We start from the raw sequence: 25,494 nt of genomic DNA, 5'->3' as shown, positions 1-25,494 counted from the left end.
TTAGGCTGTCGGCGAGCATGCGGCGCTTGTCATACAGCTTTGGTTGTTGCCTACTCAACGATAGGAGCCGCGATTACCGTGCGCAATAGGAAACCGGAATGCATAAAGGGTTGCGACGGATGCCGCGCGGAAGCGAGGGAACGAGGAGGCATCTAGGGGTTGGAGAAACAAAAAAGCCTGATCCAGGGATCAGGCTTCGATGTTTTCGCGGTGCATTTGCGTTTGAAAGGGCGCTTTGGCGTACACCTTCCGTTTTATTTCGCGTTTGCAGCGTGTCGACGAGCGTTTTGGGAGCGTTTTGGTTTTGGCGTTTTTGGTTGCGGGGGTAGGATTTGAACCTACGACCTTCGGGTTATGAGCCCGACGAGCTGCCAGACTGCTCCACCCCGCGTCCGTCGAAAGATGAGATTATAGGGGAAACCATGTTGCCGTGCAACAGCAATCGACAGCGCATGGCATTGGCGGGAAGCCGATGAAGCCGACGAACTCGACGGGACACGCCAAACACGCGACGCGTTTGCGAACGCGGGGATCGATGCCGCTGCGCTAGAATCGGCTCATGAACCTCGATCACGACCTCCAAGCGATTGCAAAGCAGGAACGGGTGCTCGTCTTTCCGCGATTCGACGCAACCCGCGCGTGGGCGCTCGGCGCTTTCCTGCGCGAGCTGGCTATCGCGCGAAACCACGTGCTCGCCATCGACGTCCGCACGTTCGGCTTGCCGCTTTTTTTCAGCGTGCTCGATGGGACCGCACCCGACAATGCTGCGTGGGTGCGGCGCAAGAGCAACGTCGTCGCGCACTTTCGTCGCAGTTCCTACGCAATTGCGCTGCGCTTGCAGCAGTCGGGCGCGACGCTCGCCGACAAGTACGGCCTGCCCGCGGCCGAGTATGCCGCGGCTGGCGGCTCGTTCCCGATTACGCTCGCGGGCGTCGGCGCGATCGGCGCCGTCACCGTGTCGGGGCTCTCGCAGCGGGCCGATCACGAACTCGTCGTCGAAGCGCTGTGCGCCGAGCTCGATCACGATTTCGCCGAGCTCGCGCTCGATGAGGTTTGATCGATGCGCGGCTCTGGATATGTTTGGTTGGCGATCGCGATCGTCGCCGAAGTGATCGGCACGTCGGCTTTGCGCGCATCGGAGGGTTTCACGCGGCTGGCGCCGGCGCTCGTCGTCGTCGCCGGGTACGCGCTCGCCTTCTATTGCTTGTCGATGACACTCAAGACGATGCCCGTCGGTATCGTCTATGCGATTTGGTCCGGGGTCGGCATCGTGCTCATCACGCTGGTGGCGATGGTGCTCTATCGTCAGGTGCCGGATTTCGCCGCCATGGCCGGACTATCGTTGATCGTGGCCGGTGTCGTCGTGCTCAATCTCTTCTCGAAGATGCAGGCGCATTGACGGGGCGGGCGATCCGAGTCACGTCTTACGGTTGCGTCCTTGATCGACCAGCACGCGGATGCCCGCCTGCGCGACGGCGTGTCTGCCGGTTTCGCCCTCCGGCGTGGCGGCGTCTTCCCACAGACTGATGGCGCGTGACACGTCGATGCCGTTGCGCTCGGCGTAGTCGAACCACACGGTGGACGCGTCGGGTTCCGGAACGGGGCGGTCGTCTAAAAAGTATTTGTCCATGAAGGCAGTCGCTCGAAATCTTGCTGTTGTCTTACCGACACTGAGGTAGTAGGAATCGCAGCAAGAATCGGGCAAGAATCGGGCTTGACGGACCGGCTCCCGCACGACGTGTGCTCATGCTACCTTGTGCGTTTTTGACCGTATCTATTTTGCCGCCCATGTCTACGCCTGAATCGATTCTTACCGCATGCGACGAGGTGCGCACCCGTGTCGACAACCGCATCGGTTACATCGAGTTGAATCGGCCGCAGGCGCTCAACGCGCTGTCTCTTCCGATGATTCGCGCGATGCATGCGGCGCTCGACGCCTGGCGCAATGATCCGCGCGTGCTCGCCGTCGTCGCCTACAGCGTGCATCCGCGAGCGTTCTGCGCCGGTGGCGACGTTCGCTACTTCTATGAGGCGGGACGGCGCGGCGATGTCGCGGCGCGCGATGCATTCTTCACCGAGGAATACGCGCTCGATCACGCGATTTTTACTTACGGCAAACCGTACATCGCGCTCATGCAAGGCGTCGTCATGGGCGGGGGCATGGGTATTTCGCAAGGCGCGCATCGCACGGGCGGACTGCGTATCGTCAGCGAGACGACGAAGATGGCCATGCCCGAGACGCGCATTGGCCTATTTCCCGACGTCGGCGCGGGCTGGTTCCTCGCACGTACACCAGGCGCGATCGGGCGTTACCTGGCCGTCACGGGGGCGACGGTCGATGCGGCCGACGCGCTCTATGCGGGGCTGGCCGATGCCTATCTCGACACCTCGGCCATCCCGGCGCTGATGGAGGCGCTTGCCGCGGCGCAGCTTGCCGACACGCCCGACGTCCTCGCCTGCGTCGAGCGATTCGCGAGCCGATCGGCGCCGGTCGGCCAGCCGGGCGCAGGTGGCCGAGACGGTGCGCTTTCGCTCGCCGCCACGCGGCCGTGGATCGACCGGCACTTCGCGCAGCCCGACGTTGCCAGTATCGTTGCGTCGCTCGAGGCAGAGACGGAGCCCGGCGCGCGCGAATGGGCGCAGGAGACGATTCGCGTGATGCGCGAGCGCTCGCCGCTGTCGATGGCCGTGTCGCTCGAGGTGGTTGCGCGCGCGGAAGGGCCGATGTCCGATTGCCTGCGGCGCGATCTAGATCTGACGCGCTCGATTTTCGATCATGGAGATGTCGTGGAGGGCGTGCGCGCACGCATCATCGACAAGGACGATCGCCCCGTGTGGCGAATTGCGCACATCGAGGATGTGACGCGCGCCGAGGTGGAACACATGTTCGTCAGCCCGTGGACACCCGACACGCATCCGTTGCGAGATTTGGCCGGGTAGGAAGGCCGGCTTATCCATTCGGTCCGTTTTCCCCGGGGCGCGACGCGCTTCTTCATGGTCGGGCCGAGGCCGGGATGGTCAGGAGATCGTCAGGACTGCTCTTCCGAAGGGCTCATGAATGCGCGCATGAACACGAGTGCGCCCCAGCCCCAAACGGCGTTTGCCGCGAACCCGACGGCGAGGCGCGGCAGCATGTTGCCGCTTGGCCAGATACCGCGCGCCGGATCGACGACGAAGATGCGCGCCGCCGTGAGGACGATGCCGCCGAACACGAACGCTTGCACCCACGGCGCCGCGCGCTCGGGCGCGACGCGCAGCAACCACGCCATCAGCACAGCCCAGGCCGCGCTCCAGATTGCATTCGCAATGAATTCGGGCATGCCGAGTGGCGTGAACGGGTCCGTCGAAAAGCCGGTCGCGCCGATCAAGCCCGCCGCGTGAAGCAAGCCGAGCGTGCCTTCGCGAAAAAACAGCGCTGCGAGAAATCCCGAGACAAAAGGCAGAATGATTTTTTGCATGGAGTGCGGGGCGAACGGACGTAGGCGGCCGGCGCGGCGTGCAACCGGCGCCCGTGCCGGCTCGCGAAATCGGAACGAGCGACATTATAGGCGGGCTTGCTGCAAACGCCCGTTCAGTGCGGCGCCGCAATCGGCGAATCGCTCCGAAAGTGCTACATTGAATCAGCGATTGCACGCGAAAAGGAGAGGGCCATGTCCAAATCCTTGAGTCCCGAGGCGGTCGAGGCGCTGCGGCGCCTGAACGACGTCGGCATCGGCCAGGCGCCGCCGCTCGTCTCGACATCGATTGCCGCCGAGTTGCTCGGTGCGGGCCTGGCCGACGAGAACGGCAACGGCGTCATCGAAATCACCTGCGACGGTCGCAAGTACTTGTCCGGAGATTGCGATTAGGCGGCAAGCGCTGGGCTCGCGTTGCGTGCGGCGCGTTATGTCGTCGACGGCTCGTGGGCCTGCTCGGGCGAATCGGCCTCGCCCGCGTCACGCGTTTCGGGCAGCGCGGCCCATACGAGCAGGACCGCGAGGGCGCCGGCCGCGGCCAACGCCATGAAGCTGATCGTGTTGCCGAAACGGTCCGAGATGAACCCCGCGGCGAGCGTGCTCAGCGTTGCGCCGATACCCGCAGTGAGCCCGAATACCCCGATGCAAAGGTTGTAGTGCCCTTTCCCGCCTGCGACGTCGGCTGCGATCAGCGGCAGCATGACGCCGAAGACGGCCGCGCTGATGCCGTCTAAAAGCTGCACCGGCACGAGCAGATAAGGGCTCGAAACACCGGCAAACAGCAGCGCGCGCACGGGTAACGCGGCAAACCCGAACACCAGCAGCGGGCGGCGCCCCCAGCGCTCGGCCGATCGTCCGACCCAAGGCGACATCGCCGCTACCACCATTTGCGGGACGATGATGCAAGCGGCGATGACGAGTTGGACGTTATCGCTCATATGCGCGGTTACTTCGCCTGCCGCGAGGTTGAGCATTGCCGCATTCGACAGATGGAACAGGGCGATACACGCGGCGAAGATGAGCACGCGCCGATCGCGCAGCAGCGAGCCGATGCTTTCGCGATGCTCGGACGTTGCTGGCAGACTTGCGCGTGGTGTCTCCGGCGCGGCGGGTTTCCGCAAGGCGCCGAACGCGGTGCGGCCCGTATCCTCGATCATCGACAGCGCGATCAGCGCCGGCACCGTCAAGGCCGCTGTCAGCCAGAACACGGCGCGCGCCGACGAATATTCGCCGAACGCTCCCATCGCCGCGGCCGCGAAGGCGCTCCCTATCGAGGCGAAGCGCGCGTTGCGGCCGAGCCGGTCGCCCAATGCGTGGCGTCCGACGAGCGCTAAGGAAATGGCGGCGATCGCAGGCGTCAGCATGCAGCTCGCGAATCCGTGGAAGAGTTCGGCGGCGAGCACGGGGAGCAGCGTAGGACTTGCCGCGAGCAGCAGCGCGCACGCCGCGATCGCAACGATCGCGGCGGCTCCCGCGCCCTTCTTGTTGCGCAGTGCGTCGATGAGCGCGCCGGCCGGCACTTGGCTCACCATCGCCGTGGCGGTGCCGACGCTCAACGCGACGCCGATCTCGCCTTGCGTCCACTTATTGGCGGTCAGGTACGACGCGATGAACGGTCCGAACCCCGTCTGTACGTTGGCGAGAAAGAAGTTCAGCCAGTCGAGCGCGCGAAGACTCCGGGAAATTGCCATCTGCGCGTTCGTCACCTTGTGGGATGGCCAGCCGAAGCCGCGGCGTCGGCTGCCGCCGGCGCGACGGCCCGAACCGGTTGATTCGGCGCATAGGGCGGCGCCGCATTCACTTGCGCGTCGGACAGATCGGTTTGCAGTGAAAGCGCGTTGTCTTTCGGCACGAACCGCAGCGCCGACCAATCGGCGGCGATGCTGCGCCGCTCATGGATGAGACTGCCCACGTCAACGACGGCAGCCTGCGGCTCGCCGCGATTGTCGATCAACACGTCCACCACTCGGCCGACGCGTGCGCCGTTGCCACGCTCGGCGGTGGCATCGATCACGCCGAGCAGACGAGCATCGTTCGCGCCCGCTCCGCCGGAATTGCCGGTGGCCTTGTCCTTAGCGTGGGACGAAGCCGCCGCGGGCGGCTCGCCGGGCGGGATCGCGAGCGTGATCGGCGCCTTGCGCTGGGTGGCATCGAAGCGGAAGTCGGTCCACGGAAAGCGCATCTTGCGATCGCCGATTCCCATGAAGCCAGCGAGATTGACGAGCATCTCGCGCGGTTTGCCTGCCGCATCGACGAACATGTCGATGGCGCGGCCGATGACTTTGCCGTCCGGGCGCTGCACGCGCGCGTCGAGCAGGCCGTGCGCGTCGTTGGGTGCGAGCGCGCGCGTGGTGATCAGCGGCGGCGGGGCAGCGGGCCGCGCCGCCGCGGGCGGCGGGGCGGGGTGAGGTTTGGGCGGCGGCCGATAGATAGGCCTGGGCGTCACGTGCTTATGCTCGGGCGCTTCCTGCGGCGGTGCGGCGGCAATGGGCGCCGACGCTAGCGGCTCCGACGCGGGCGCCGGCGGTGCCTCTTCGGCAGGCGCCGGCTCGGGGGGCGGTTGTTCGGGCTGCGGTGCGGGCGGTCGCGCAAACCACGTGCTGCACCCGGCGAGCATCGACAGCAGTAAAACGAGAAGAACGCGCCCGGCGAGGCGCTGACGGGATATTCCGTCGCTCATTGACCAAAGCTCCTTATAGCAGGCACGGCAGGCACGGCAGCCCATTCTCACGCGCCGCTGGGTTTCGCGCGGCCTCCATTCTATCCGCTGACCTACTTGCCGAGCGATCGCTCGACTTCGATTGACGTCGCGGCCGGCGTGCCGGCAGTGCCGAGCGTGCGGCGGGGTGGGCCGGCGATTCGGGCTGCGACCTGGCTGCTCCGCCGCACCGACAGTTCGAATGCCTGGGACAGGCGCGGATTGCTCGCGTCGTCGCGGACCTTGGCATTGCGGTAAAATTGCGAGCTTGCCGTTTGTCCTTTCCGCTATGCCGCTACATCCCCAAGCCAGTCCTCGCCGCGTGTCGGTCGCGCCTATGATGGACTGGACCGATCGCCACTGTCGCTATTTCCATCGGCTCATCTCGCGCCACACATGGCTTTATACGGAGATGGTGACGACGGGTGCGTTGCTGTTCGGCGACGTCGCGCGCCACCTCGCATTCACCGCCGAGGAGGCGCCCGTCGCGCTGCAGCTTGGCGGCAGCGAGCCCGGCGATCTTGCACGCGCCGCCAAGCTCGGCGAGCAGTGGGGCTACGACGAAATCAACCTCAACTGCGGGTGCCCGTCCGAGCGTGTGCAGCGTGGGGCGTTCGGCGCCTGCCTGATGAACGAGCCGCAACTCGTCGCCGACTGCGTGCGCGCGATGCGCGACGCAGTCTCTGTGCCTGTGACGGTCAAGCATCGCATTGGCGTCGATGCCGTCGAAGACTACTCATTCGTGCGGGATTTCGTCGGGACGATCGCGGAAGCGGGGTGCGAGGTTTTCATCGTTCACGCGCGCAATGCGATTTTGAAGGGCTTGTCGCCGAAGGAAAATCGCGAGATTCCGCCTTTGAAGTACGACTACGCCTATCGACTCAAGCGAGACTTTCCGTCGCTCGAGATCATCATCAACGGCGGAATCAAGACGCTCGACGAAGTGGAACTGCACCTGCAGCACGTCGATGGCGTGATGCTGGGCCGCGAGGCTTACCACAATCCTTTCGTGCTGGCGGAAGTCGACGCTCGCTTCTACGGTGGCGATCCCGCCAAGTCGCGCGAGGAGATGGAGGCGGCGCTCATCGACTATTGCGCGACGGAGCTTGCGCGAGGGACGTTCCTTGGAGCCGTCACGCGTCATGCGTTGGGCTTGTATCGCGGCGTGTCCGGTGCACGCGGCTGGCGGCGTGTGCTCTCGGATAGCAAGCGGCTCGCCGCCGGCGACCTGGCGATTTTCGACGAGGCACGCAGCCATCTGCGCGAGTCGTCGGAAATTATCGGCTGAGGGGCTAGGCAAGCGGGGAATCTGTTCGTATAATCTCGCTTCTTCGTTGGCGGCGCCAACGTGAGAGCAAGCAGTATCAATGGTGGCTGTAGCTCAGTTGGTAGAGTCCAGGATTGTGATTCCTGTCGTCGTGGGTTCGAGTCCCATCAGCCACCCCAAATAACGTCCCAACGTTTCCCATCGTCTGCCAAAAATCCCCGCTAGTCAAGCACTTGCGGCGGTTCTAGTTACCATCTTTGCCCAAGTTTTCCCATTGACACCCAGTTAATCTGGGGGCATCGTTGGTGGCACTTTTCACAGCGCTGCGGGCATTTCTGCCCCCTCGATGCCCCCATGCCCCTTACTGATGTCGCAGTGCGCGCCGCGAAGCCGCGGGAGCGATCTTATAAGCTGGCCGACGGCCAAGGCATGTACCTCGAGGTCATGCCGAGTGGATCGAAGTACTGGCGCCTGAAGTATCGCATCGACGGCAAAGAGAAACGCATCGCCCTTGGCGTCTATCCTGCCGTTTCGTTGCTCGAAGCTCGGAAGGCCCGTGAATCGATCAAAGACACGCTGCGTGCTGGCTTGGACCCGTCTCACGAGAAGAAACGCGAGAAGTTGCAGCGCTCCTTAGAGCGAACCAACTCGTTCGAGGCGATCGCGCGCGAATGGCATGGGAATAAGAAGGACGGTTGGTCCGAAGGGCATGCGGATAAGGTACTCAAGCTGCTTGAGCGAGAGTTCTTTTCGTCGCTTGGTGCCCGTCCGGTGAAGGACGTGTCTGCGCCGGAGTTGCTAGCCGTCCTTCGAAAGATCGAGAGCCGCGGCGCACTCGAGCTTGCACGAAAGGCCATGCAGGCGGCGAGTCAGGTGTTTCGATACGCGATCGCCACGGGGCGCGCGGAGCGTGATCCCGTCCCCGACTTGCGCGGAGCGCTCAAGAGTCGCGCCGTGACGCACATGAAGCGTGTCGGCGAGGCCGAAGTGCCGGAGTTGATGCGCAAGATCGCAGCGTACGACGGTGACCTGCAGACTCGGCTCGCGCTGCAACTGCTGGCCTTGACGTTCGTGCGCACTGGCGAGCTGCGCAATGCCGAGTGGTCCGAGATCGACGAAGCGAAGGCTGAGTGGCGTATCCCGCCCGAGAAGATGAAGATGCGCGCGCAGCATATCGTGCCGCTGTCGACACAAGCTCTTGCTGTGATCAAGCAGCTTCGCGACTTGAATGGCAACTGGCCGCTGCTGTTTCCTAGCCGCTCGAACGCGAAGAAACCGATCAGTGAAAACACCGTGCTCTACGCCCTGTACCGCATGGGGTACCACTCTCGGATGACGGGGCACGGCTTCCGCGGGCTCGCATCGACAATCCTCAACGAGAACGGGTTCGAAAGCGACTGGATCAAGCGTCAGCTCGCGCACACGGAGCAGAACAGCGTGCGGGCCGCCTACAACCATGCCCAGTACCTGCCGGAGCGGCGGAGAATGATGCAGTGGTGGGGGACCTATCTCAGTGGTGCGGCCGATGTCGCGGCGAGCGAAGATGTGTCACAACATACGAATCATTGACATACGTCACCTTTTGTCACGCAATGCGGCCTAAACTTTGCCTGTAGAATGCCGTCAACGATGTTGTATATTTAACAACCCCGAAGGAGATCCCGTATGGTCACGAAAGGCAAGACCGGGAACATCCACGGAGTCGAAGTCAAGGCCCGGGCCCAAGTTCAGCAGCCCACAGTGAAGGTCAATGCAAGCTCCGCGGATGGCCGAAGGCAGATCGTCAACGCTGCCAAGCGCGTCTATGAACAGCATCACGCCGTTATCCAGGCCCTAGCCAAACGATGATCCTGGATGCGGACATGGTCGTGCTTGTGCACGATTTCATCCTGTCCAGAGAGCCTGGGTTATCTGGAAAAGCGAACCGGGGCACCTTGGAGGGTGCCCTTGGTCGTATTGAGAACCGCATCCATTATGATGGCCTCGCTGACGTGTTTGAGATCGCGGGGCTATATGCGGGCGATTGCTCGCGGCCATGCATTCTCCGATGCAAATAAGCGGACCGCGCTCGTATCGGCGCTCACCTATCTCTTAATCGAAGGGTATGAGGTAGCGCGAACTCAAGCGCTCGAAGAGATTATGGTCGATGTTGCCGAGGGTAAGCTGAACTACTTGGACATTGCCAATATCTTCTCGTCGCTTGCAAAGCCAATAGACCCCCCTGGGGGCACGTTTTCAAAAGCGCGGTAAGTTCAAAGCAGCAAGGAATGCGTCGAGCTCAGCCCGCCCCGCGCGGGCTTTGTCACGTCTGCGCAGTCTCCGCCCTCGCTACGGCGATCGGCACCCCAATCATCTCCCCCACCCACAGCACCGGCCAGTTGCTCGAGCTTGTCTTACGCGTGTGCGGCCCTTTCTAGTACCTCGTCGGCCCACTGGTTGATGCTCTTGCCGCTGGCCTGGGCGGCGACGCTGACGGCAGCGTGAACTTCGGGCCGGATGCGCAGCATCAGCTTTCCTGAGGCTGGCTTTTCAGGCGCGACGCCGCGTTCCTCGCAGTCGGCCAAAAAATCGTCGACGGCGACCTTAAATTCCTTCTGCAACTGCTTCACGGTCTCGCCGTGAAAGCTGATGATCGAACTCACGCCAAGCACGCGCCCGACGAAGATGTTGTCTCGATCATCGAAATCGATACGGGCTGTATAGCCCTTGTAGATCATCGTGTTCATGGTTTCACTCCAGCACGTTCGAAAAATTCGCGCGCTTCTTCGACCTGATATTTGCGGGCTTCTTTGCCAGGATGCGGCCGGTGGCAGCGCCATTCCTGACCATTCAGGGCGATCTTGACGCGTGATCCTTCGCGCTCCAGCACCTCACCGCCAAGCGCCCGAACAAGCGATTCGATGTCGGTGAACACGATGCCGCCTTGAGTCGGCTTCGCGAAGATCGCTCCGAGCGTTTTGCGTTGTTTGCTGTTCATGCTGAGAATGATAGCAGATAGTGCTATCAGATGTGACGTGATGGACGTTTCGCTCGATGGCGCGCGAGCCGGCGCCCCGACGCCGGCACCCATCACGCGATCGTCGCTAAGAGCTTGGCGGCGTCTTCCGTCACCCGGCCACGCAAGAGAACGTCAGATCGGCTTCTTGCGGGGTCCATCCGCGGACGCCGTGCGTTTGCATGTCGACCTGATGCATCTGCTTGCCTTGCTGCCGGCAATACTCGTCGGCGCGCTTCAAGCTCGACGCTTTGACTTCGCCCCAGGGCGTCATTCCGCCGCGCACCTGCGTCGTCACCGTGTAATTGCCGTCGCCGGCCGGAGTGACGTCAGAGATCGTCGTGCATCCGGCGACAAGCGCGATGGCGGCCGCTGCATATATGGCTCGCATGTGGTCCCTCGTTGTTGTTTGCGCCATGTTATCAGCCGGCGCCCCGACGCCGGCTAACCATCACGCCATCGTCGCGAATAGCTTCGCTGCTGCGAGCTTCATCAGGCATGCCTGAACCTGCGACGTCTCGCCCTCGGTAAGTGACGACTCGATGGCCCCGTCGCGCATCAGTACGAGGCCGCCGTCGCCCGTTATGGCGCATGCAAACCTCGATGCCTGGCGGACGACAGATACCGATTTTTCTGATTGCGGTGCCCGAGTATTCGTCTTCACCTTTGAAGCATGCGGGACGTCGAAGACGCTGTTTCTCGCTTGGGGGGACTTGACTGCCGGGACCGCATCGGACGCGTCGACAATGCGCTGTGTGATTCGCTCGACGGCATCGGGCGGCACATGGTCTGCCATGTAGTGCCTATTCATCCATCGACCCTCGATCTCGGCGCGCTCGGTGACGATCTTTTGGTTGCGAACGTATTGCCACAGTGCTGTTGTAACCTTACTTGCGCCGTTGATGCCAACGCGTTGCGCGAGCTCGGCGGACGAGATGCCGGGATGCATCTTGATAAGTTCGATCATCTCCGCGCGCTTGCTAAGGATCTGCCTTTTCGTTGCCATCCTGCCTATCTCCTGGTTGTAAAGGAAAGCCCGGATCGAATGGATCGAGCGGGCGACAGGATATTTTTTGGCGAGCGGCGTGTGATGGATTATTTTGACGATACCTGCGTTTTAATCGAGAGAATCAATTTGCAAGTGAATGTCTCTCGTAGCGGGTCGCCACGAGAGGGAGAAGTTTAGTCAACTATACACGCCGCGTTTAGCGTACTTAACCATCAGGCGCCAATGGACGCGTTGCAGAAAATAGGCATTGCCGTATCGATCTGACCATGCCAATCACAACTACGTTTAACAAGAAAAGGTTGTAGGTCAGCGCTGCGAGACTGGCGTGGCGTCGCGAGCGTCGACGAGCTCGCGCCGCACGATAGGTCACGATTCAACGATCGTGTCTTGCCCCAGAGTGCGCGACATCGTCGTTTCTTCTTGGAGTCGGCAATGAACGCCATCGAAATCGGGCAGGTCGCATCAAAGGTGAACCTAAGCCAAGCCACCATCTACCGGATGATTGTTGAGGGCGCCTTCCCGCGGCCATTTCCTTTTGGCGTGGGCGGCACCGCATGGAGTGAGGGCGATATCGATGCATGGCTCCAAGCGCGCAAGGACGAGCAACCCGCGCCCGCTCCAACTCGAGCGTCACGTGCAGACCACGGCAACGCAATCGAAGCGGTATCGCCCGTCATCGATCAATCAATTTCCGTCGACGCTATCGCGGAAAGGCTATTCGCACAATTCGAGGCGCGGATGCAAAGGACGGTTCCCTTCGAGCACGCCCTTTGGTCGACAAAGGAGATCGGCGAGTAGCCGCCATAGACCGTATAGGCGTGCTGCCGGAAGGTATCGCGATAGGTCAGGCCGCCGACGAGCCACTGGCCGTGCCATGCGTCGCCGCGGTATTCCAAACCGCCGCCCCAGTTGTACTGATTCACGTCGTAGCCGGCTTGGCCGGCTGGCACAGCATGGCCGAAGTGCCAGGACTTGCCCATGAGCAGCAGGTCGGTTTCGGCGTGCGCCGTGTGACCAGAAAACAACAGAATCCCCAACAGCAACACAGTTATGATTTTCACGGCCGTCCTCACATTGAGTTAGGCCGCCTTTTTTCCCGATCACGGTCCTGTTTTCCCACAAAAAGGGACCAGGGGCATCTGTGGGGGCATCTAACTCTACATAAACACTCCCTGCGTAGGAGTGACAACGGTTAGGACGGAAAATTTGGGTCCCATCAGCCCCAAGAATTTCGTAAAAGCCCAGTTCTTCGGACTGGGCTTTTTGTTTCCCGCCATGCACTTGGTCGGCGACACGAGCTTCGATAAAGTGAACGTGTTCTCGCGTTTTAGCTTTGCTGGTCCCGTTGTCGCCGAATTGCCCTGTCGTAAAGCCTTTGGGAGGAGCGGACGATGTTTGCATTTGCAGCACACGCTCAGCGGCACGCCCACGCGATGCGCAATCCGAAGTCTTCCACGTCCGTAAGCCGAGAACATGCCGTCACGCATTCGACTAGTCCTGGGACGTCGATGCGTTCGCTCGGCGCGCTGTTCGGCCGCCGCGGCAGCTACACGTTATCGCCGCTGCATCCGCCCGACGCGCTATTGCAGCGCGATCAAGACTTCGCGAGCAAAGGACTGCATCCGAAAGAGGCCACGGCCATTCAGCGGTGTGCCAATGAGTTGCGGTGGTGCATCTACGTGCGGGCAGGCAATCCCGCCCGGCTGTTGCACGTCACGGACACGGGCGAACCCTTGCGAGAGCCCGTGCGTCCCAAGCCGGCTGGTCTTTATCAGAAGACGGACAAGAAAGACGGGCGCGTGTTCGTCGATGGCCGATTGTTTCGAGACGCGGCGGGCAATGCCTTTTGTGGCGATATCGATCTTCATGGCGTCTACAGAAAGAATGAATTCGGTGAATTCGAAGAAATCGACCCGGAATTGTTCGTACCGGCTATGAATACCGCCCTCGAAACAACTGGGCTGCATGTGCCTTGGCGGCTCGCGCCTCGTACGCCAATGATATGTGGGCCCTACGATGTCTTTCCGCATTCGCCGATCCAGCACGGTGCGCACGACGGATGGTCGGAACGCAACAACGCTTCATACGCCGGCGGCGTCAATATGGGTCCGCAACCCGGGGTCATCCGTTTCGCGCCCGACGAAATGCCGCGTTATTTCGTCTCGACGCAGCGCTACCACGATGATCTGGCTGTGCACGGAAAGGCAGTCGCTTATACGTCCGAGGCTTGGACGATGGGACGCAACCGTCGTGCGCAGGAGCATTACAAGCGCCGGCATTCGTCGCCGTCGTTGCGCGATCCCGCGTGAACGCCCCGTGCAAGTGTCCGATATCGTCGTCGTGCGCGGGCCGGCACGGCGCAAATGGTAGGATTCGTCCATTGGGCGGCGCGTTGACGCGCCGCCGGCGATGAATCACCCGAGAACCAAGCGAGCTACGACACCATCATGGGCACACACAAGACCCACCCCAAACTCGAGCAGGCATTGACGCGCGGCGACCTCGCGATCCGACATGCCAATTCCATGCGTGCCACGGCGGTTTTGCAGGCGCTCGGCAAGATGGTCGTCGATGCCTGCGCCACGATCGGCGTCGAGGCGTTCACGTCGATTCCCGACGGCGAGCGCATCTACGACCCTGACGGCGGCCTTTGGCCCCAGACGCTCCTGATCTCGCTCGATGGCCCTGTCGAAGAGGCCGACCCGGACGAGATTCGCACGGTGTGGCTGCTTGCGGATACTCCGTCAGTCGTTTTTCGCGTCGAATGGCAACGTGCGGACGGCAAGATCGGCCGGCACGAGGCACGTCCGTTTGCGACCGTCGCTTTTATCAGCGACGTCGAGATCCCGTGGAGCGACGACGAAGCGTGAGCCGTTGCGGCGCCGTTGGGCCGCCGCGAATCGCGGCATGCGCGCCGGGCCGATACGCCGGTATGCCGCACGCCGACATCCCACATGTCATCGCATCAATCTGCGCCTAAACAGTACGGCGCAGACGAAGAACGGTACGATCGAATAAGCGGCCAGCACCGCCAGATGTACCGCGATTTCGTCGATGGGACGTCCCAGCATGGCCGCGCGGATCAATTCGACCGCATGTTCGAGCGGCAGGATCGCGGCGACGCGACGGACGGCCTGGGGCAATTGCGCGAGCGGAAAGAACACCCCTGAGAGCAACAGCATCGGCGTAAGCACGAGCGTCTGGTAAAACATGAAGAAGTCGTACGACGGGGCAAGCGCCGTCACGATCATCGCGAGGCTTGCGAACGAGAGCCCGGCGAGCGCGACGACAGGCAGCGCGAGCAGCATCGACGGAAACCGCGCATAGCCGAGCACGCCGGCGACGAGCATGATGGCCGCCCCCGACAACACCGCCTTGCTCGCCGCCCAAATGATTTCTCCGACGACGATGTCCCCGAGCGTGAGCGGCGTATGCATGATCGCTTCCCACGTTCGTTGCACGTGCATGCGCGAAAAGCCCGAATACATCGACTCGAATGTGGCCGACATCATCACGCTCGAGCCGACCGTGCCTGCGGCCAAGAATGCAATGTAGGAGACCCCGTCGACGTGGCCCACCATCAAGCCGAGTCCGAAGCCTAAGCCGAACAGGTAGATCATCGGATCGGCCAGATTGCCTAGCATCGACGCCGCCGCCAGCTTGCGCCAAACGAGATAGTTGCGTCGCCAAACCGCGATCCAGTTCGTTGCGTTGGCCGGCAGCGCAAGCCGCCAGCGGCTCGCGCGCTCGGTTTTGGCGGTGTCGCGCGCCCGCCCGCGCGTATCGTAAGGAGGGGCATCCATCTTTCGTTCTCTCAACCGTCGTGCGCATCGTACTTTGATGCGGTAAGCATCGTCTTTGGCACCTGCCTGCTTTCGAAGCGGCGGCGGTGCAACGTCCGTTGCATCGGGGTGGAGCGGGTCAATCCTGCATTTCACGTCCCGTCAGCCGCAGAAACACGTCTTCGAGATTGGCCGGGCGGTGCACGTACCGCAAGCCCGAGCGGCCCGCCAGACGCTCGTTGACCGGCGCCGGGTCCCGGACGTAACAAAATAGCGTTTCGCCGCTGATCTCGGTACGGGTCGCGAACGGCGCGAGTTCGTCGCGCAACGTCGCCGGATCGGGACCGTAGACTTCGATGACGTCGCAGCCGATTTCCTTCGCCACCAATGCGCTCGGCGCCCCCTCGGCGATTTTGCGCCCCTCCTCGATGATGCACAGCCGATCGCAGAGCCGCTCCGCTTCTTCCATGAAATGCGTTGTCAGCAGGATCGTCTTGCCCCGCGCGAGCAGCGACCGCAATCGATCCCAGATCAAATGGCGCGCCTGTGGGTCGAGGCCGGTCGTCGGCTCGTCGAGAATCAGCGCGTCGGGATCGTTGATCAACGCGCGAGCGAGCGTCAGACGGCGTCTCATGCCGCCGGAAAGCTCGCCGACGCGCGCGTCGGCTTTGCTTTCCAGGCGTGCGAATTCAAGCAGATCCGGAACCATGGCGCGGGTTTTGCTCGGCGATAAACCGTAGTAGCGGCCGAACACGAGCAGATTTTCTCGTACGCTGAAATCGGGGTCGAGATTGTCGAACTGTGGGACGACCCCGACTCGCTGGCGCGCGAAGCGGGCGCCGGACGGAATGCTTTGCCCGCATAGCGCGATCGCTCCGCAGTCGGGCTCGACGAGGCCGAGCAGCATCTTCAGCGTGGTGGTTTTGCCCGCGCCATTGGGGCCGAGTAGGCCGAAGCATTCGCCGGCACGGACGTGAAACGACAAGCCGTCGACGACGGCTTTATCGCCATAGTGCTTCACCACGTCGCGAAATTCGATGGCGTTATTGGACATGAGGACGAACGAGACGCACCGCACCAAGGTTCTAGGCCGAAGGCGATCATTCTATTGCATCGCGCGTTCGCGCTTCGTGCCGGCGTGGTGCTAGTGTGGCGCCGCCCGGTGGTGCAACGCAGCGACGCACGCTTTCGCCGCCGTGGTGCATGCGCATAGAGACGAGGGCGGGCTAGGCGTTTTCCTAGCCTTGTCAGTCCAACTGCGGCGCACCATGATTGAAATGAAGAACCGCGATTCGCGCGGGCTGGGAGGCCATGATGGCAAGCTACAAAAAAATCCTATTGTGCTATGACGGCTCGCGCGAGGGCCGCAAAGCGTTGCGATGCGGTGCCGACCTCGCGCTCGACCTGAAGGCGGAAACGCACTTGCTGTCCGTCGTCGACATGCGTACGAGCATTGCCCAAAGCGCTGGGCTCCTGACGGACGTTGCGTGCGGCCGTTTCGAGGACGCCGCGCGGGAAATCCTGCAGGAAGGCGTCGATTGGCTGACGGAGCGTGGCGTACAAGCGCACGGGCACTTTGCGTTCGGCCATCCGATCGACGAAATTACCAATCTTGCCGATCAGCTAAAAGTCGACCTCATTGTCGTCGGCCATCGCGCACGCAGCGGGCTGTCGCGATGGTGGATGGGGGCCGGCAACACGCAGCTTCTCGACCGCGTTTCGTGCAGCATCCTCGTTGCGGTTTCGGCACCGCACGAGCAAGAGGACGCCAGCATGGCTGCGGCCATGGCGCATGCCGGCGGTCCAGGCGGCTAAGCGCGCGGAAGGACCGGCTTCGCCGCGCTGCACGCAGCTATGCCTTGCCTTCGCCTCGCTCTCGGCCGGTCAAGTCGACGCTCTCGACTGCGCGCGGGTGGGCTGACCGCGCGCTATGGCGCGAGTTCGACGGCATCGAGTTGCCACGAGAACCACCCGCGGCGATGAAAGACGATGCTGTAGGGCGGGGTGTCGGTGTCGCGCGTATAGGTGACGGCAAACGTGCTCATGTCTCGATAGCCGGCGCTGCCCTTGGCGGGCGCCGCAGCCGTTTGTTCCGAAGCCGAAGCAGGTGCCGAGGGCGCTTCTTGCGCCGGCTGCACTGGCTGTGGTTGCTCCTCGCCGACAGGCGGCGGCGTCTCGCCTGGTTTCCCTTGCGGCGGCAGCCCTTCGAGCAAGGCTGCGACGCCATCGGGCGTGGCATACGCATCGACGAGCGGATTGACGAGCGCCATGCCGACGAGCGCGCCGAGCGCGGCAAGCGGATGCTGGAGCTTTTCCGTATCGACTCGCTGACTCAACATCTGGGTCACTTGTTGCTTGAGGCTCGTTCGCAGCGCCGGATAGTCGACGTAGCGATCGATCGTTTGCGCGTCGCGTGCCTGCACGGCATCGCGCAGCTTGCTCAACACGAGGTAGGGCGATGCGTAAGCGAAGACGGCCAGGGCGACCACAATGATCACGGCGCCCACCACGACGGCGGCTGCCAGCGGTTTTCGGGCGTTGGAGCGGTTTTCAGTTGTCATGAGACGGAGGCCTTTGTCGATGTCCAATGCTAATCGACAGAGACTACGCGAAAACGATCCCTACCAAAAATGGCGATCTCGCGAGGATAGGCAACGTTGGCCGCGCATTCGACACACATTCGTCGACACACATTCGACGCCTCGAGCCGTCGCTATCGTGTGTGCAGCGTTGCCGGTGCAAGCAGCGCGCTTACCACGCGAAAAACGATTAACCCCACCGTGGGGCCGGTGCGCCGGCACGTTCGTCGTCGATGCATCGATCGATCATTTTGCATACTGCGTCGATCGTGCCGACGAGGATGACGCGCGACGCGCCATGATAGACGCGCACGGGTGCTCGTCGCGCCGGCTCCGCATGCAACGCGCTATTGAGCGACACGCGAGCGAATGCGGGCAGCGCGGCAGGCTGCATGCCCGCAAGCGACGCGTTGTCGTTTTGCCGCGCAGGGCTCGGGGCGACTGCCTCGAGCGGTGGGCAGGCAACGAGACCGCGCAAGTGGCGCAGGCGGCCGAAGGTGCGAAAAGGCATGAGGCGGGCAAGGCGATCCATGGCGTCTCCCAAACGTGTTCAGACGGTGTTCAGAGTCAGAATTCGGTCGAGCGAATCAGGCCGACCGCAATGCCTTCGAGCGCGAAGTCGGCGCTGTCGGCCGCAACGAAGATGTTCTCGTAATCGGGGTTCTCGGCGATGAGCTCGATCCCGTTCGGGCGCCGCTTTAGGCGCTTGACCGTGACGTCGTCGCCGAGCCGCGCAACGATGATTTGCCCGTCGTTCGCTTCGCTGCGTCGTTGCACGGCGAGCAAATCGCCGTCGAGAATGCCGGCGTCGCGCATCGACAGGCCGCGTACCTTCAACAGGTAGTCGGGCTTGCTCGAAAAGAGCGCCGGGTCGCACGCATAGTGCTGCGAGATGTGCTCCTGCGCGAGGATGGGGCTACCGGCCGCGACGCGGCCCACGAGCGGCAGAGACAACTGCATCAATGCCGGATGTGGCAACGTGAACTGATGCGGCATGTCGTCGGACGCCACCAGCCGGATGCCCCGCGATGCGCCGGCCGCCAACTCGATCACGCCCTTGCGCGCCAGCGCTCGCAGATGTTCCTCGGCCGAATTGGCCGAGGAAAAGCCGAGCCCCGCCGCGATTTCGGCGCGCGTGGGCGGAAAGCCGCTGTGCTCGATCGAATGGCGGATCAAATCGTAAACCTGCTGCTGCCGGGCGGTGAGTTTGGTCATGGGCGTCACTGTATGGATAGACAGGTGCCTGTATTTTTATACAGTATCGAGAGAATTTCAACCCTGTTGTTGCGACCCCACGTCGCCTTTAGCAGAAATCGGCATTAAAAAATGAGGATTTATTTGTTCATGGAATAAGCGGCATCGCCTAGACTGGGCCGGCCCTAACAAAAAGACATCGGACGAGGCGGGTGCCGGAAGCCATGTTCGGACGCGCGCGGGACGTGCGTGCCGGCAGTCGGCAGATCCGCCCAGCGCGAACCTCGAGCGGCAGCGTGGCCCATGCCGCATCGCGACGATCGATGACCCAACCCCTGTCGAAGAGAGACGCTCGCATGAACTTCCAGCAGTTGCGCTTCGTGCGCGAAGCGGTGCGCCGCAATTTGAATCTGACCGAGGTGGCCAATGCGTTGTTTACCTCGCAGTCGGGCGTGTCCAAGCAGATCAAAGATCTCGAGGACGAACTCGGCGTCGACATCTTCGTGCGTCGCGGCAAGCGGCTCACGGGGTTGACGGAGCCTGGCAAGGCCGTGCATCAACTGATCGAGCGCATGTTGCTCGACGCGGAGAACATGCGCCGCGTCGCCAGGCAATATGCCGACGAGGACACGGGCCATCTCGTGGTCGCGACGACGCATACGCAGGCGCGTTATGCGCTGCCCAAAGTGGTGCGTGAGTTCACGCGAGCGTTTCCGAAGGTGCAGCTCGCGCTGCGGCAAGGCAATCCGCAGCAGATCGCGCAGATGCTCATCGACGGCGAGGCCGACATCGCGATCTCGACCGAAGCGCTCGATCGCTTCCCCGACATCCTCACGTTTCCGTGCTATTCGTGGCACCACGTCGTCGTCGTGCCGAAGCACCATCCGCTCGCCAGCCGCGCGCGCGTCACGCTCGAGGATGTCGCCGACTATCCGATCGTGACCTACGATCGCGATTTCACGGGGCGCTCGCATATCGACGCGTCGTTCGCCAAGGTGGGCACGCTGCCCGACGTCGTGCTGACCGCGATCGATGCGGACGTCATCAAGACTTACGTCGAGCTCGGGATGGGCGTCGGCATCGTCGCCGCGATGGCCTACGATCCGAAGCGCGATGCCGAACTCGTCGCGCTCGATACGCAGCATTTATTCGAAGGCAGCACGACGCGCGTGGGCTTGCGCAAGGGCGCGTTCATGCGCGCGTACGCTTATCGCTTCATCGAAATGTTCGCCCCGCAGTTGTCCGAAGCGGGCATGGCAGGGCAGTTGCGCGAGGCCGCATAGCGAAAGCGCGGGCGAGGGCGAGCGTTCGCCCGCTCGATCGCCACGATCGGCGCGGTTAGAATGGCGCCCATGACCACGACTCATTTTTCCAATTCCCCCGCGGCGCTGCCGCGTATTGCCGTGCTCGCGACCGGCGGCACGATCGCCGGCTCCGCCGCCGATGCCGCCCAGACGTCCGGCTATCAAGCCGGCGTCGTCGGCGTCGATCGGTTGCTGGCGGCCGTGCCGGCACTCGCGCAGATTGCCCGCATCGAAGCCGAACAAGTCGCGAGCATCGACAGCAAGGATCTCGACCTCGCGCTGTGGACGACGCTTGCCGAGCGCATTGCGGCGTTGGCCGCACGCGAGGACATCGACGGCATCGTCGTCACGCATGGCACCGACACGCTCGAGGAAACGGCGTATGCGCTGCATCTGACGGTCAAGACCGACAAGCCGGTCGTGATGACCGCGGCGATGCGGCCGTCGTCGGCGCTTTCGGCCGACGGGCCGCTGAATCTGCTCGGCGCGGTCACTGTCGCCGGCTCGCGCGCCGCGCGCGGACAAGGTGTGCTCGTCGCATTCAACAATCGAATCCATAGCGCGCGCGACGTCGTCAAGACGAGCACCTATGCCGTGGATGCGTTCCACTCGCCGGAGATCGGTGCGCTCGGCTGGGTGCAAGACGGCCGCGTCGAGTTCCAACGCGCCGCCGTGCGGCCGCACACGAGCGCGACGCCGTTCGTCGTCGCCGCTACTTGGCCGCTCGTCGACGTCGTCGCGAGCTACGCGGGCGCGTCGCGCATCGCCGTCGATGCGCTCGCCGCCGCGGGCGCGCGCGGTATCGTCGTGGCCGGCACCGGCAACGGTTCTATCCACGCGTCCATGCAGGCGGCGCTCGGAGAAGCGCGCGCCCGCGGCGTTGCCGTCGTGCGGGCTTCGCGCGTAGGCTCGGGTCACGTGATGCGCAACGGGGCCGCGCCCGACGATGCGCTCGGCTTCGTCAGCGCCGGCACGCTCAATCCCTATAAGGCGCGGGTGCTCCTGATGCTCGCGCTGGTCGCAGGCGAGCACGAACCGGCCGCGCTGCAGCAGGTTTTCGATACGTATTGACTGGGGATGCGGGCATCGGGCGCGTGCGGTCCCGATACATGGCGACAGGAAAGTTTGCGCTCCTGCCCGTTTGAAAGAATGGCAATCCGACAGACGGACACCCGACGACGACGTCTGACCGACCAAGGCTTCCCCGGCGTCGTCGGGTGCCGCTGCGGACCCCACTGCCGCTCTCAGCCCGAAAGCGGCTTTTTGCCTACCTTGCGCGCGCTTGGCTTGCCTGTCGCGGGTGCCGCGCATCTTGCGATGCGCGGGCTGCGCGTCAGTCTTGCCTTGCGCACGCAAGGCGAGGCGCCCCACGTGCTGGCCGTTCGATTGGTGTCGAACGGCCGAATTCTCGCTACTGGATTCGATGCGTAGGCGGCGCTTGGCGCCGCCCGGACATCGTCAGCCCGCAACCGCCGCAGCGCCTTTTTCAGCAGGCGCTTCGGCAATCTCGAAACCGGACATGATTTCGAGCGCGCGCAACAGCGCCGAGTGATCCCAGCTACCGCCGTCGTGTGCCGCGCAGACGCTGAACAGTTGCTGCGCGCTGGCGGTGTGGGGCAGTGCAATGCCGAGCTTGCGCGCGCCGTCGAGTGCCAGGTTCAGATCCTTGCGGTGCAGGTCGATCCGGAAACCGGGCTTGAACGTGCGCTTCGTCATGCGTTCACCGTGCACTTCGAGAATGCGCGACGATGCGAAACCACCCATCAGCGCACGGCGCACGCGCTCGGGATCGGCGCCCGAGCGCGCCGCGAACAGCAGCGCTTCGGCGACGGCCTCGATGTTCAGCGCGACGATGATCTGGTTGGCGACCTTGCAGGTCTGTCCAGCGCCGTTGTCGCCGACGAGCGTGATGTTCTTGCCCATCAGATCGAGCAGCGGCTTCGCACGCTCGAACGCTTGCTCGGGGCCGCCGACCATGATCGAAAGCGTCGCTTCGCGGGCGCCGACTTCGCCGCCCGAGACGGGCGCATCGAGGTAGTCGCAGCCGAGCGCGTTGATGCGCTTGGCGAAATCCTGCGTGTCGAGCGGCGAGATCGAGCTCATGTCGATCACGAGCTTGCCGGCCGAAAGGCCTTTCGCCACACCGTCGTCGGCGAACAGGACGTTCGCGACGTCGGGCGTGTCGGGCACCATCACGATCACGATGTCCGATTCACGTGCGACGGCCGTGGAGTCGGCCACGACGTGCGCCTGTTTGCGCAGATCGTCGGGTACCGGATAGGAGCCGGTGACGGAAAGCGAGTGTCCGCCCTTGAGCAGATTGCGCGCCATGTGCGCGCCCATGATGCCGAGTCCGATGAAACCGATCTTTGCCATGTCGAGATGTTCCGTTTAGCGGTTTGTCGTGTTTGGGTGGAGCGGGGAGCGCGCGACGCGTCTTCCCGCGGATAGCCGTGTCAGCGCGTGCTGTGCGGCCCGGCGATCTCGCGGACCCACGAGAGGCCTTCGAGCGTCGTCGTGCGCGGCTTGTACTCGCAGCCGATGTAGCCGCTGTAGCCGAGCCGATCGAGCCAGTCGAACAAGAAGGCGTAGTTGATTTCGCCGGTGCCCGGCTCGTGCCGGCCCGGGTTATCGGCCAGTTGGATGTGCGCGATGCGCGGCAAATGCTTTTGCAGCGTCGCGGCAAGCTCGCCCTCCATCCGCTGCATGTGATAGATGTCGTACTGCAGATAGAGATTGCTCGATGCGACGTCGCGAATGACCTCGAGTGCCTCGCTCGATCGATTCAATGCGAAGCCCGGGATGTCGTACGAATTGCACGGCTCGACGAGCAGCTTGATGCCTTCCTTTTCGAGTGCGGCGGCCGCGAAGCGCAGGTTCTCGACGATCGTCGAGCGCGCGCGTTCGGGCGTGACGTCCCCGCTCGGGATGCCGACGAGGCAGTTGAGTTGCGGTACGCGCAACGCTTTCGCATATTCGATCGCGCGGCCGACACCATCGCGGAACTCGGCGATGCGATCGGGCAGGCACGCGATACCGCGCTCGCCCGCTTCCCAATTGCCGGCAGGCAGGTTGTGCAGCACGAGACGCAACCGATTCGTCTCGAGCCGTTCGGCCAGCTCGGCGGGCGTGTACGGGTAGGGAAACAGGAATTCGACGGCATTGAAGCCCGCGCGTGCCGCTGCCTCGAAACGCTCGAGAAACGGCACTTCGTTGAACAGCATGGTCAGGTTGGCTGCGAATTTCGGCATGTTGCTGTAGCTCTTCGGTCGGTCAAGGTACCGACGATCGCCATGGGAGCGGCGATCGTCGGGTCGTTCGATGTGTCTCGTAAGCAGCACGTCTTGCGCGCGTCAGTCGAGCAGCGAGATCGCGGTCGGTGCGTCGTTGCGCGAATCGGCAAGCGGCTCGAACTCGTTGATGGCGTTGATGTCGTTGCCCATTGCGATGTTCGTCACGCGCTCGAGAATCACTTCGACCACGACGGGCACGCTGAACTCGGCGGCCAACGCTTGCGCCTTTTGCAGGGCGGGTGCGATCTCGCTCGGTTCGAACACACGCAGCGCTTTACAGCCGAGGCCCTCGGCCACGGCTACGTGGTCGACGCCATAGCCGTTCAGCTCCGGCGCGTTGACGTTGTCGAACGCGAGCTGCACGCAGTAGTCCATGTCGAACCCGCGCTGGGCCTGGCGGATCAGCCCGAGGTACGAGTTGTTGACGACGACGTGCACGTACGGCAGCTTGAACTGCGCGCCGGCGGCCAGCTCTTCGATCATGAACTGGAAGTCGTAGTCGCCGGAGAGCGCGACGATCGGACGGCTCGGATCGGCGGCGCGCACGCCGAGCGCGGCCGGAATCGTCCAGCCGAGCGGGCCGGCTTGCCCGCAATTGATCCAGTTGCGCGCCTTGTAGACATGCAGGAACTGCGCGGCGGCGATCTGCGACAGCCCGATCGTGCTGACGTAGCACGTATCGCGGCCGAACACCTTGTTCATCTCTTCATAAACGCGCTGCGGCTTGACCGGCACTTCGTCGAAGTGCGTCTTGCGCTGCATCGTGCGCTTGCGTGCGCGGCAGGATTCGGCCCAAGCCGAGCGGTCTGCGAGCTTGCCGGCCGTTTTCCATTCGCTCGCCACCTCGACGAACAGTTCGAGCGCCGCCTTCGCGTCGGACACGATCCCGAGATCGGGCCCGAACACACGGCCGATTTGCGTCGGCTCGATGTCGACGTGCACGAACTTGCGTCCCTTCGTGTAGACCTCGATGCTGCCCGTGTGCCGGTTGGCCCAGCGGTTGCCGATGCCGAGCACGAAGTCCGATTCGAGCATCGTCGCGTTGCCGTAGCGATGCGACGTCTGCAGGCCGACCATGCCGGCCATCAGCGGGTGATCGTCGGCGATCGCGCCCCACGACATCAGCGTCGGCACGACAGGCACACCGACCGTTTCGGCGAATTGCACGAGCAGCGCTTCGGCGTTGGCGTTCAGAACGCCGCCGCCCGAGACGATGAGCGGGCGCTCGGCCGCATTGAGCATTTCAAGCGCGGCTTCGATCTGCTTGCGCGTTGCCTTCGGCTTGTAGACGGGCAGCGGCTCGTACGTGTCGATGTCGAACTCGATCTCCGCCATCTGGACGTCGATCGGCAAATCGATCAGCACGGGGCCGGGCCGGCCCGAGCGCATCAAATGGAAGGCTTGCTGGAACACGCGCGGCACGAGCGCCGGTTCACGCACGGTGACGGCCCACTTCGTGACCGGCTTGGCGATCGACTCGATGTCGACGGCTTGGAAGTCTTCCTTGTAGAGCCGGGCGCGAGGTGCTTGCCCCGTGATAGCGAGAATAGGAATCGAGTCGGCCCAAGCCGAGTAAAGTCCGGTAATCATATCGGTGCCGGCGGGGCCTGATGTGCCGATGCACACGCCGATATTGCCGGGTACGGCGCGCGTGTAGCCCTCGGCCATGTGCGAAGCGCCTTCGACGTGACGGGCCAGCACGTGGCTGATTCCGCCCGCAACGCGCAGCGCGGAGTAGAGCGGGTTGATGGCGGCGCCGGGCACCCCGAACGCCGTGTCGATGCCCTCCCTCTCAAGCACGAGCACTGCGGCGTCGACTGCTCTCATTTTCGGCATGGGGTGTCTCCTTTTCCAGTTCGTCCAATGTGCAAAAAGCGGGTTAGTTGCACTGTAGGGCGACGAGAAAGGTTTGATAAGA

31 protein-coding genes and 2 tRNA genes are annotated in these 25,494 nt (G+C 63.2%); 17 read left to right on the top strand and 16 right to left on the bottom strand.

Going from position 1 to position 25,494, the window contains the following annotated elements; translation table 11 throughout:
- Positions 1–314: 314 nt before the first annotated feature.
- Positions 315–391, bottom strand: a tRNA-Met gene (locus J3485_RS10410).
- A gap of 168 nt (positions 392–559) precedes the next feature.
- On the opposite strand from J3485_RS10410, the gene J3485_RS10405 reads away from it, so the two are divergent.
- Both J3485_RS10405 and J3485_RS10400 read left to right on the top strand, forming a co-directional pair.
- Positions 560–1,057, top strand: a complete 498-nt coding sequence (locus tag J3485_RS10405; protein ID WP_206952385.1) for a heme-degrading domain-containing protein — start codon at positions 560–562, stop codon at positions 1,055–1,057.
- Between the two features lie 3 nt (positions 1,058–1,060).
- Positions 1,061–1,399: a DMT family transporter gene (locus J3485_RS10400; protein WP_206952384.1), complete on the top strand. Its 339-nt coding sequence runs from the start codon at positions 1,061–1,063 to the stop codon at positions 1,397–1,399.
- 18 nt (positions 1,400–1,417) lie between these two features.
- On the opposite strand, the gene J3485_RS10395 is transcribed toward J3485_RS10400, so the two are convergent.
- Positions 1,418–1,630 carry a hypothetical protein gene (locus J3485_RS10395; RefSeq protein ID WP_206952383.1) on the bottom strand — a complete coding sequence of 71 codons (213 nt, stop codon included), beginning with the start codon at positions 1,628–1,630 and terminating at the stop codon, positions 1,418–1,420.
- Positions 1,631–1,788: 158 nt separating this feature from the next.
- On the opposite strand from J3485_RS10395, the gene J3485_RS10390 reads away from it, so the two are divergent.
- On the top strand, positions 1,789–2,940 hold the full coding sequence (locus tag J3485_RS10390) for an enoyl-CoA hydratase/isomerase family protein (protein ID WP_206952382.1): 1,152 nt from the start codon (positions 1,789–1,791) through the stop codon (positions 2,938–2,940).
- An 89-nt stretch (positions 2,941–3,029) separates the two neighbouring features.
- Here the strand turns inward: J3485_RS10390 and J3485_RS10385 are convergent, their stop codons facing one another.
- Complete coding sequence (locus tag J3485_RS10385) at positions 3,030–3,458, bottom strand: hypothetical protein (protein WP_206952381.1); 429 nt, start codon at positions 3,456–3,458, stop codon at positions 3,030–3,032.
- A gap of 192 nt (positions 3,459–3,650) precedes the next feature.
- On the opposite strand from J3485_RS10385, the gene J3485_RS10380 reads away from it, so the two are divergent.
- A complete protein-coding gene (locus J3485_RS10380; protein ID WP_206952380.1) occupies positions 3,651–3,848 on the top strand; it encodes a hypothetical protein in 198 nt (65 codons plus the stop codon).
- Positions 3,849–3,883: 35 nt separating this feature from the next.
- On the opposite strand, the gene J3485_RS10375 is transcribed toward J3485_RS10380, so the two are convergent.
- Both J3485_RS10375 and J3485_RS29260 read right to left on the bottom strand, forming a co-directional pair.
- On the bottom strand, positions 3,884–5,146 hold the full coding sequence (locus J3485_RS10375) for an MFS transporter (protein ID WP_206952379.1): 1,263 nt from the start codon (positions 5,144–5,146) through the stop codon (positions 3,884–3,886).
- An 11-nt stretch (positions 5,147–5,157) separates the two neighbouring features.
- Positions 5,158–6,135 (bottom strand): PRC-barrel domain containing protein, encoded by a 978-nt coding sequence (locus J3485_RS29260; protein WP_206952378.1) that lies wholly within the window; start codon positions 6,133–6,135, stop codon positions 5,158–5,160.
- Between the two features lie 307 nt (positions 6,136–6,442).
- On the opposite strand from J3485_RS29260, the gene dusA reads away from it, so the two are divergent.
- The 5 genes from dusA to J3485_RS10345 all read left to right on the top strand — a co-directional run bounded on the left by dusA (position 6,443) and on the right by J3485_RS10345 (position 9,670).
- Positions 6,443–7,441, top strand: coding sequence for a tRNA dihydrouridine(20/20a) synthase DusA (gene dusA / locus J3485_RS10365; RefSeq protein WP_206952377.1), 999 nt, complete (start codon positions 6,443–6,445; stop codon positions 7,439–7,441).
- A gap of 82 nt (positions 7,442–7,523) precedes the next feature.
- Positions 7,524–7,599 (top strand) — tRNA-His (locus J3485_RS10360).
- Between the two features lie 175 nt (positions 7,600–7,774).
- The gene (locus tag J3485_RS10355) at positions 7,775–8,989 is read left to right on the top strand and encodes a tyrosine-type recombinase/integrase (protein WP_206952376.1); all 1,215 of its coding nucleotides are present in this window, start codon (positions 7,775–7,777) and stop codon (positions 8,987–8,989) included.
- 96 nt (positions 8,990–9,085) lie between these two features.
- Positions 9,086–9,268: a hypothetical protein gene (locus J3485_RS10350; RefSeq protein ID WP_206952375.1), complete on the top strand. Its 183-nt coding sequence runs from the start codon at positions 9,086–9,088 to the stop codon at positions 9,266–9,268.
- 99 nt (positions 9,269–9,367) lie between these two features.
- Positions 9,368–9,670 carry a type II toxin-antitoxin system death-on-curing family toxin gene (locus tag J3485_RS10345; RefSeq protein ID WP_242538542.1) on the top strand — a complete coding sequence of 101 codons (303 nt, stop codon included), beginning with the start codon at positions 9,368–9,370 and terminating at the stop codon, positions 9,668–9,670.
- A 143-nt stretch (positions 9,671–9,813) separates the two neighbouring features.
- On the opposite strand, the gene J3485_RS10340 is transcribed toward J3485_RS10345, so the two are convergent.
- The 3 genes from J3485_RS10340 to J3485_RS10330 form a co-directional block, all read right to left on the bottom strand.
- On the bottom strand, positions 9,814–10,146 hold the full coding sequence (locus tag J3485_RS10340) for a type II toxin-antitoxin system HicB family antitoxin (RefSeq protein ID WP_206952374.1): 333 nt from the start codon (positions 10,144–10,146) through the stop codon (positions 9,814–9,816).
- A complete protein-coding gene (locus J3485_RS10335; RefSeq protein WP_206952373.1) occupies positions 10,143–10,397 on the bottom strand; it encodes a type II toxin-antitoxin system HicA family toxin in 255 nt (84 codons plus the stop codon). Before J3485_RS10335 ends, J3485_RS10340 begins: the two co-directional genes overlap by 4 nt.
- A gap of 130 nt (positions 10,398–10,527) precedes the next feature.
- Positions 10,528–10,806 carry a hypothetical protein gene (locus tag J3485_RS10330; protein ID WP_206952372.1) on the bottom strand — a complete coding sequence of 93 codons (279 nt, stop codon included), beginning with the start codon at positions 10,804–10,806 and terminating at the stop codon, positions 10,528–10,530.
- A 282-nt stretch (positions 10,807–11,088) separates the two neighbouring features.
- Here J3485_RS10330 and J3485_RS10325 point away from each other — a divergent pair, with 282 nt between their 5' ends.
- The 4 genes from J3485_RS10325 (at position 11,089) to J3485_RS10310 (ending at position 14,294) form a co-directional block, all read left to right on the top strand.
- Positions 11,089–11,601 carry a hypothetical protein gene (locus J3485_RS10325; RefSeq protein ID WP_206952371.1) on the top strand — a complete coding sequence of 171 codons (513 nt, stop codon included), beginning with the start codon at positions 11,089–11,091 and terminating at the stop codon, positions 11,599–11,601.
- A gap of 255 nt (positions 11,602–11,856) precedes the next feature.
- On the top strand, positions 11,857–12,222 hold the full coding sequence (locus J3485_RS10320) for a helix-turn-helix transcriptional regulator (RefSeq protein WP_206952370.1): 366 nt from the start codon (positions 11,857–11,859) through the stop codon (positions 12,220–12,222).
- Between the two features lie 593 nt (positions 12,223–12,815).
- Positions 12,816–13,733: a hypothetical protein gene (locus J3485_RS10315; protein ID WP_206952369.1), complete on the top strand. Its 918-nt coding sequence runs from the start codon at positions 12,816–12,818 to the stop codon at positions 13,731–13,733.
- Between the two features lie 138 nt (positions 13,734–13,871).
- Complete coding sequence (locus J3485_RS10310) at positions 13,872–14,294, top strand: hypothetical protein (protein ID WP_206952368.1); 423 nt, start codon at positions 13,872–13,874, stop codon at positions 14,292–14,294.
- Between the two features lie 87 nt (positions 14,295–14,381).
- Here J3485_RS10310 and nodJ read toward each other — a convergent pair whose 3' ends face one another.
- Complete coding sequence (gene nodJ, locus J3485_RS10305; protein WP_206952367.1) at positions 14,382–15,227, bottom strand: ABC transporter permease; 846 nt, start codon at positions 15,225–15,227, stop codon at positions 14,382–14,384.
- Between the two features lie 118 nt (positions 15,228–15,345).
- Positions 15,346–16,260, bottom strand: coding sequence for a nodulation factor ABC transporter ATP-binding protein NodI (gene nodI, locus J3485_RS10300; protein ID WP_206952366.1), 915 nt, complete (start codon positions 16,258–16,260; stop codon positions 15,346–15,348).
- 260 nt (positions 16,261–16,520) lie between these two features.
- On the opposite strand from nodI, the gene J3485_RS10295 reads away from it, so the two are divergent.
- Positions 16,521–17,021: a universal stress protein gene (locus J3485_RS10295; RefSeq protein WP_206952365.1), complete on the top strand. Its 501-nt coding sequence runs from the start codon at positions 16,521–16,523 to the stop codon at positions 17,019–17,021.
- A 113-nt stretch (positions 17,022–17,134) separates the two neighbouring features.
- Here J3485_RS10295 and J3485_RS10290 read toward each other — a convergent pair whose 3' ends face one another.
- The 3 genes from J3485_RS10290 to lexA all read right to left on the bottom strand — a co-directional run bounded on the left by J3485_RS10290 (position 17,135) and on the right by lexA (position 19,000).
- Positions 17,135–17,767: a DUF2939 domain-containing protein gene (locus tag J3485_RS10290; protein ID WP_206952364.1), complete on the bottom strand. Its 633-nt coding sequence runs from the start codon at positions 17,765–17,767 to the stop codon at positions 17,135–17,137.
- A 208-nt stretch (positions 17,768–17,975) separates the two neighbouring features.
- Positions 17,976–18,317: a hypothetical protein gene (locus tag J3485_RS10285; protein ID WP_206952363.1), complete on the bottom strand. Its 342-nt coding sequence runs from the start codon at positions 18,315–18,317 to the stop codon at positions 17,976–17,978.
- 35 nt (positions 18,318–18,352) lie between these two features.
- A complete protein-coding gene (gene lexA, locus J3485_RS10280) occupies positions 18,353–19,000 on the bottom strand; it encodes a transcriptional repressor LexA (RefSeq protein WP_206952362.1) in 648 nt (215 codons plus the stop codon).
- 335 nt (positions 19,001–19,335) lie between these two features.
- Between lexA and J3485_RS10275 the strand changes: the two genes are divergently transcribed.
- The 3 genes from J3485_RS10275 (at position 19,336) to J3485_RS10265 (ending at position 21,714) form a co-directional block, all read left to right on the top strand.
- Entirely contained in the window at positions 19,336–20,262 is a 927-nt protein-coding gene (locus J3485_RS10275) for a CysB family HTH-type transcriptional regulator (protein WP_206955752.1), read from the top strand.
- 60 nt (positions 20,263–20,322) lie between these two features.
- Complete coding sequence (locus tag J3485_RS10270; protein ID WP_206952361.1) at positions 20,323–21,354, top strand: asparaginase; 1,032 nt, start codon at positions 20,323–20,325, stop codon at positions 21,352–21,354.
- Between the two features lie 192 nt (positions 21,355–21,546).
- Positions 21,547–21,714, top strand: coding sequence for a hypothetical protein (locus J3485_RS10265; RefSeq protein WP_206952360.1), 168 nt, complete (start codon positions 21,547–21,549; stop codon positions 21,712–21,714).
- 27 nt (positions 21,715–21,741) lie between these two features.
- On the opposite strand, the gene J3485_RS10260 is transcribed toward J3485_RS10265, so the two are convergent.
- From J3485_RS10260 to gcl, 3 genes are all read right to left on the bottom strand, one after another.
- Positions 21,742–22,659, bottom strand: coding sequence for a 2-hydroxy-3-oxopropionate reductase (locus J3485_RS10260; protein WP_206952359.1), 918 nt, complete (start codon positions 22,657–22,659; stop codon positions 21,742–21,744).
- Positions 22,660–22,739: 80 nt separating this feature from the next.
- Positions 22,740–23,534: a hydroxypyruvate isomerase gene (gene hyi, locus J3485_RS10255; RefSeq protein ID WP_206952358.1), complete on the bottom strand. Its 795-nt coding sequence runs from the start codon at positions 23,532–23,534 to the stop codon at positions 22,740–22,742.
- A gap of 102 nt (positions 23,535–23,636) precedes the next feature.
- A complete protein-coding gene (gcl, locus tag J3485_RS10250) occupies positions 23,637–25,412 on the bottom strand; it encodes a glyoxylate carboligase (RefSeq protein WP_206952357.1) in 1,776 nt (591 codons plus the stop codon).
- Between the last annotated feature and the right edge of the window lie 82 nt (positions 25,413–25,494).

The sequence above is a fragment of the Trinickia acidisoli genome (assembly GCF_017315725.1).
GTDB classification, from domain to species: Bacteria; Pseudomonadota; Gammaproteobacteria; order Burkholderiales; family Burkholderiaceae; genus Trinickia; species Trinickia acidisoli.
The sequence above is the reverse complement of the archived record's forward strand: the minus strand, read 5'-3'. Positions and strand labels throughout refer to the sequence as shown.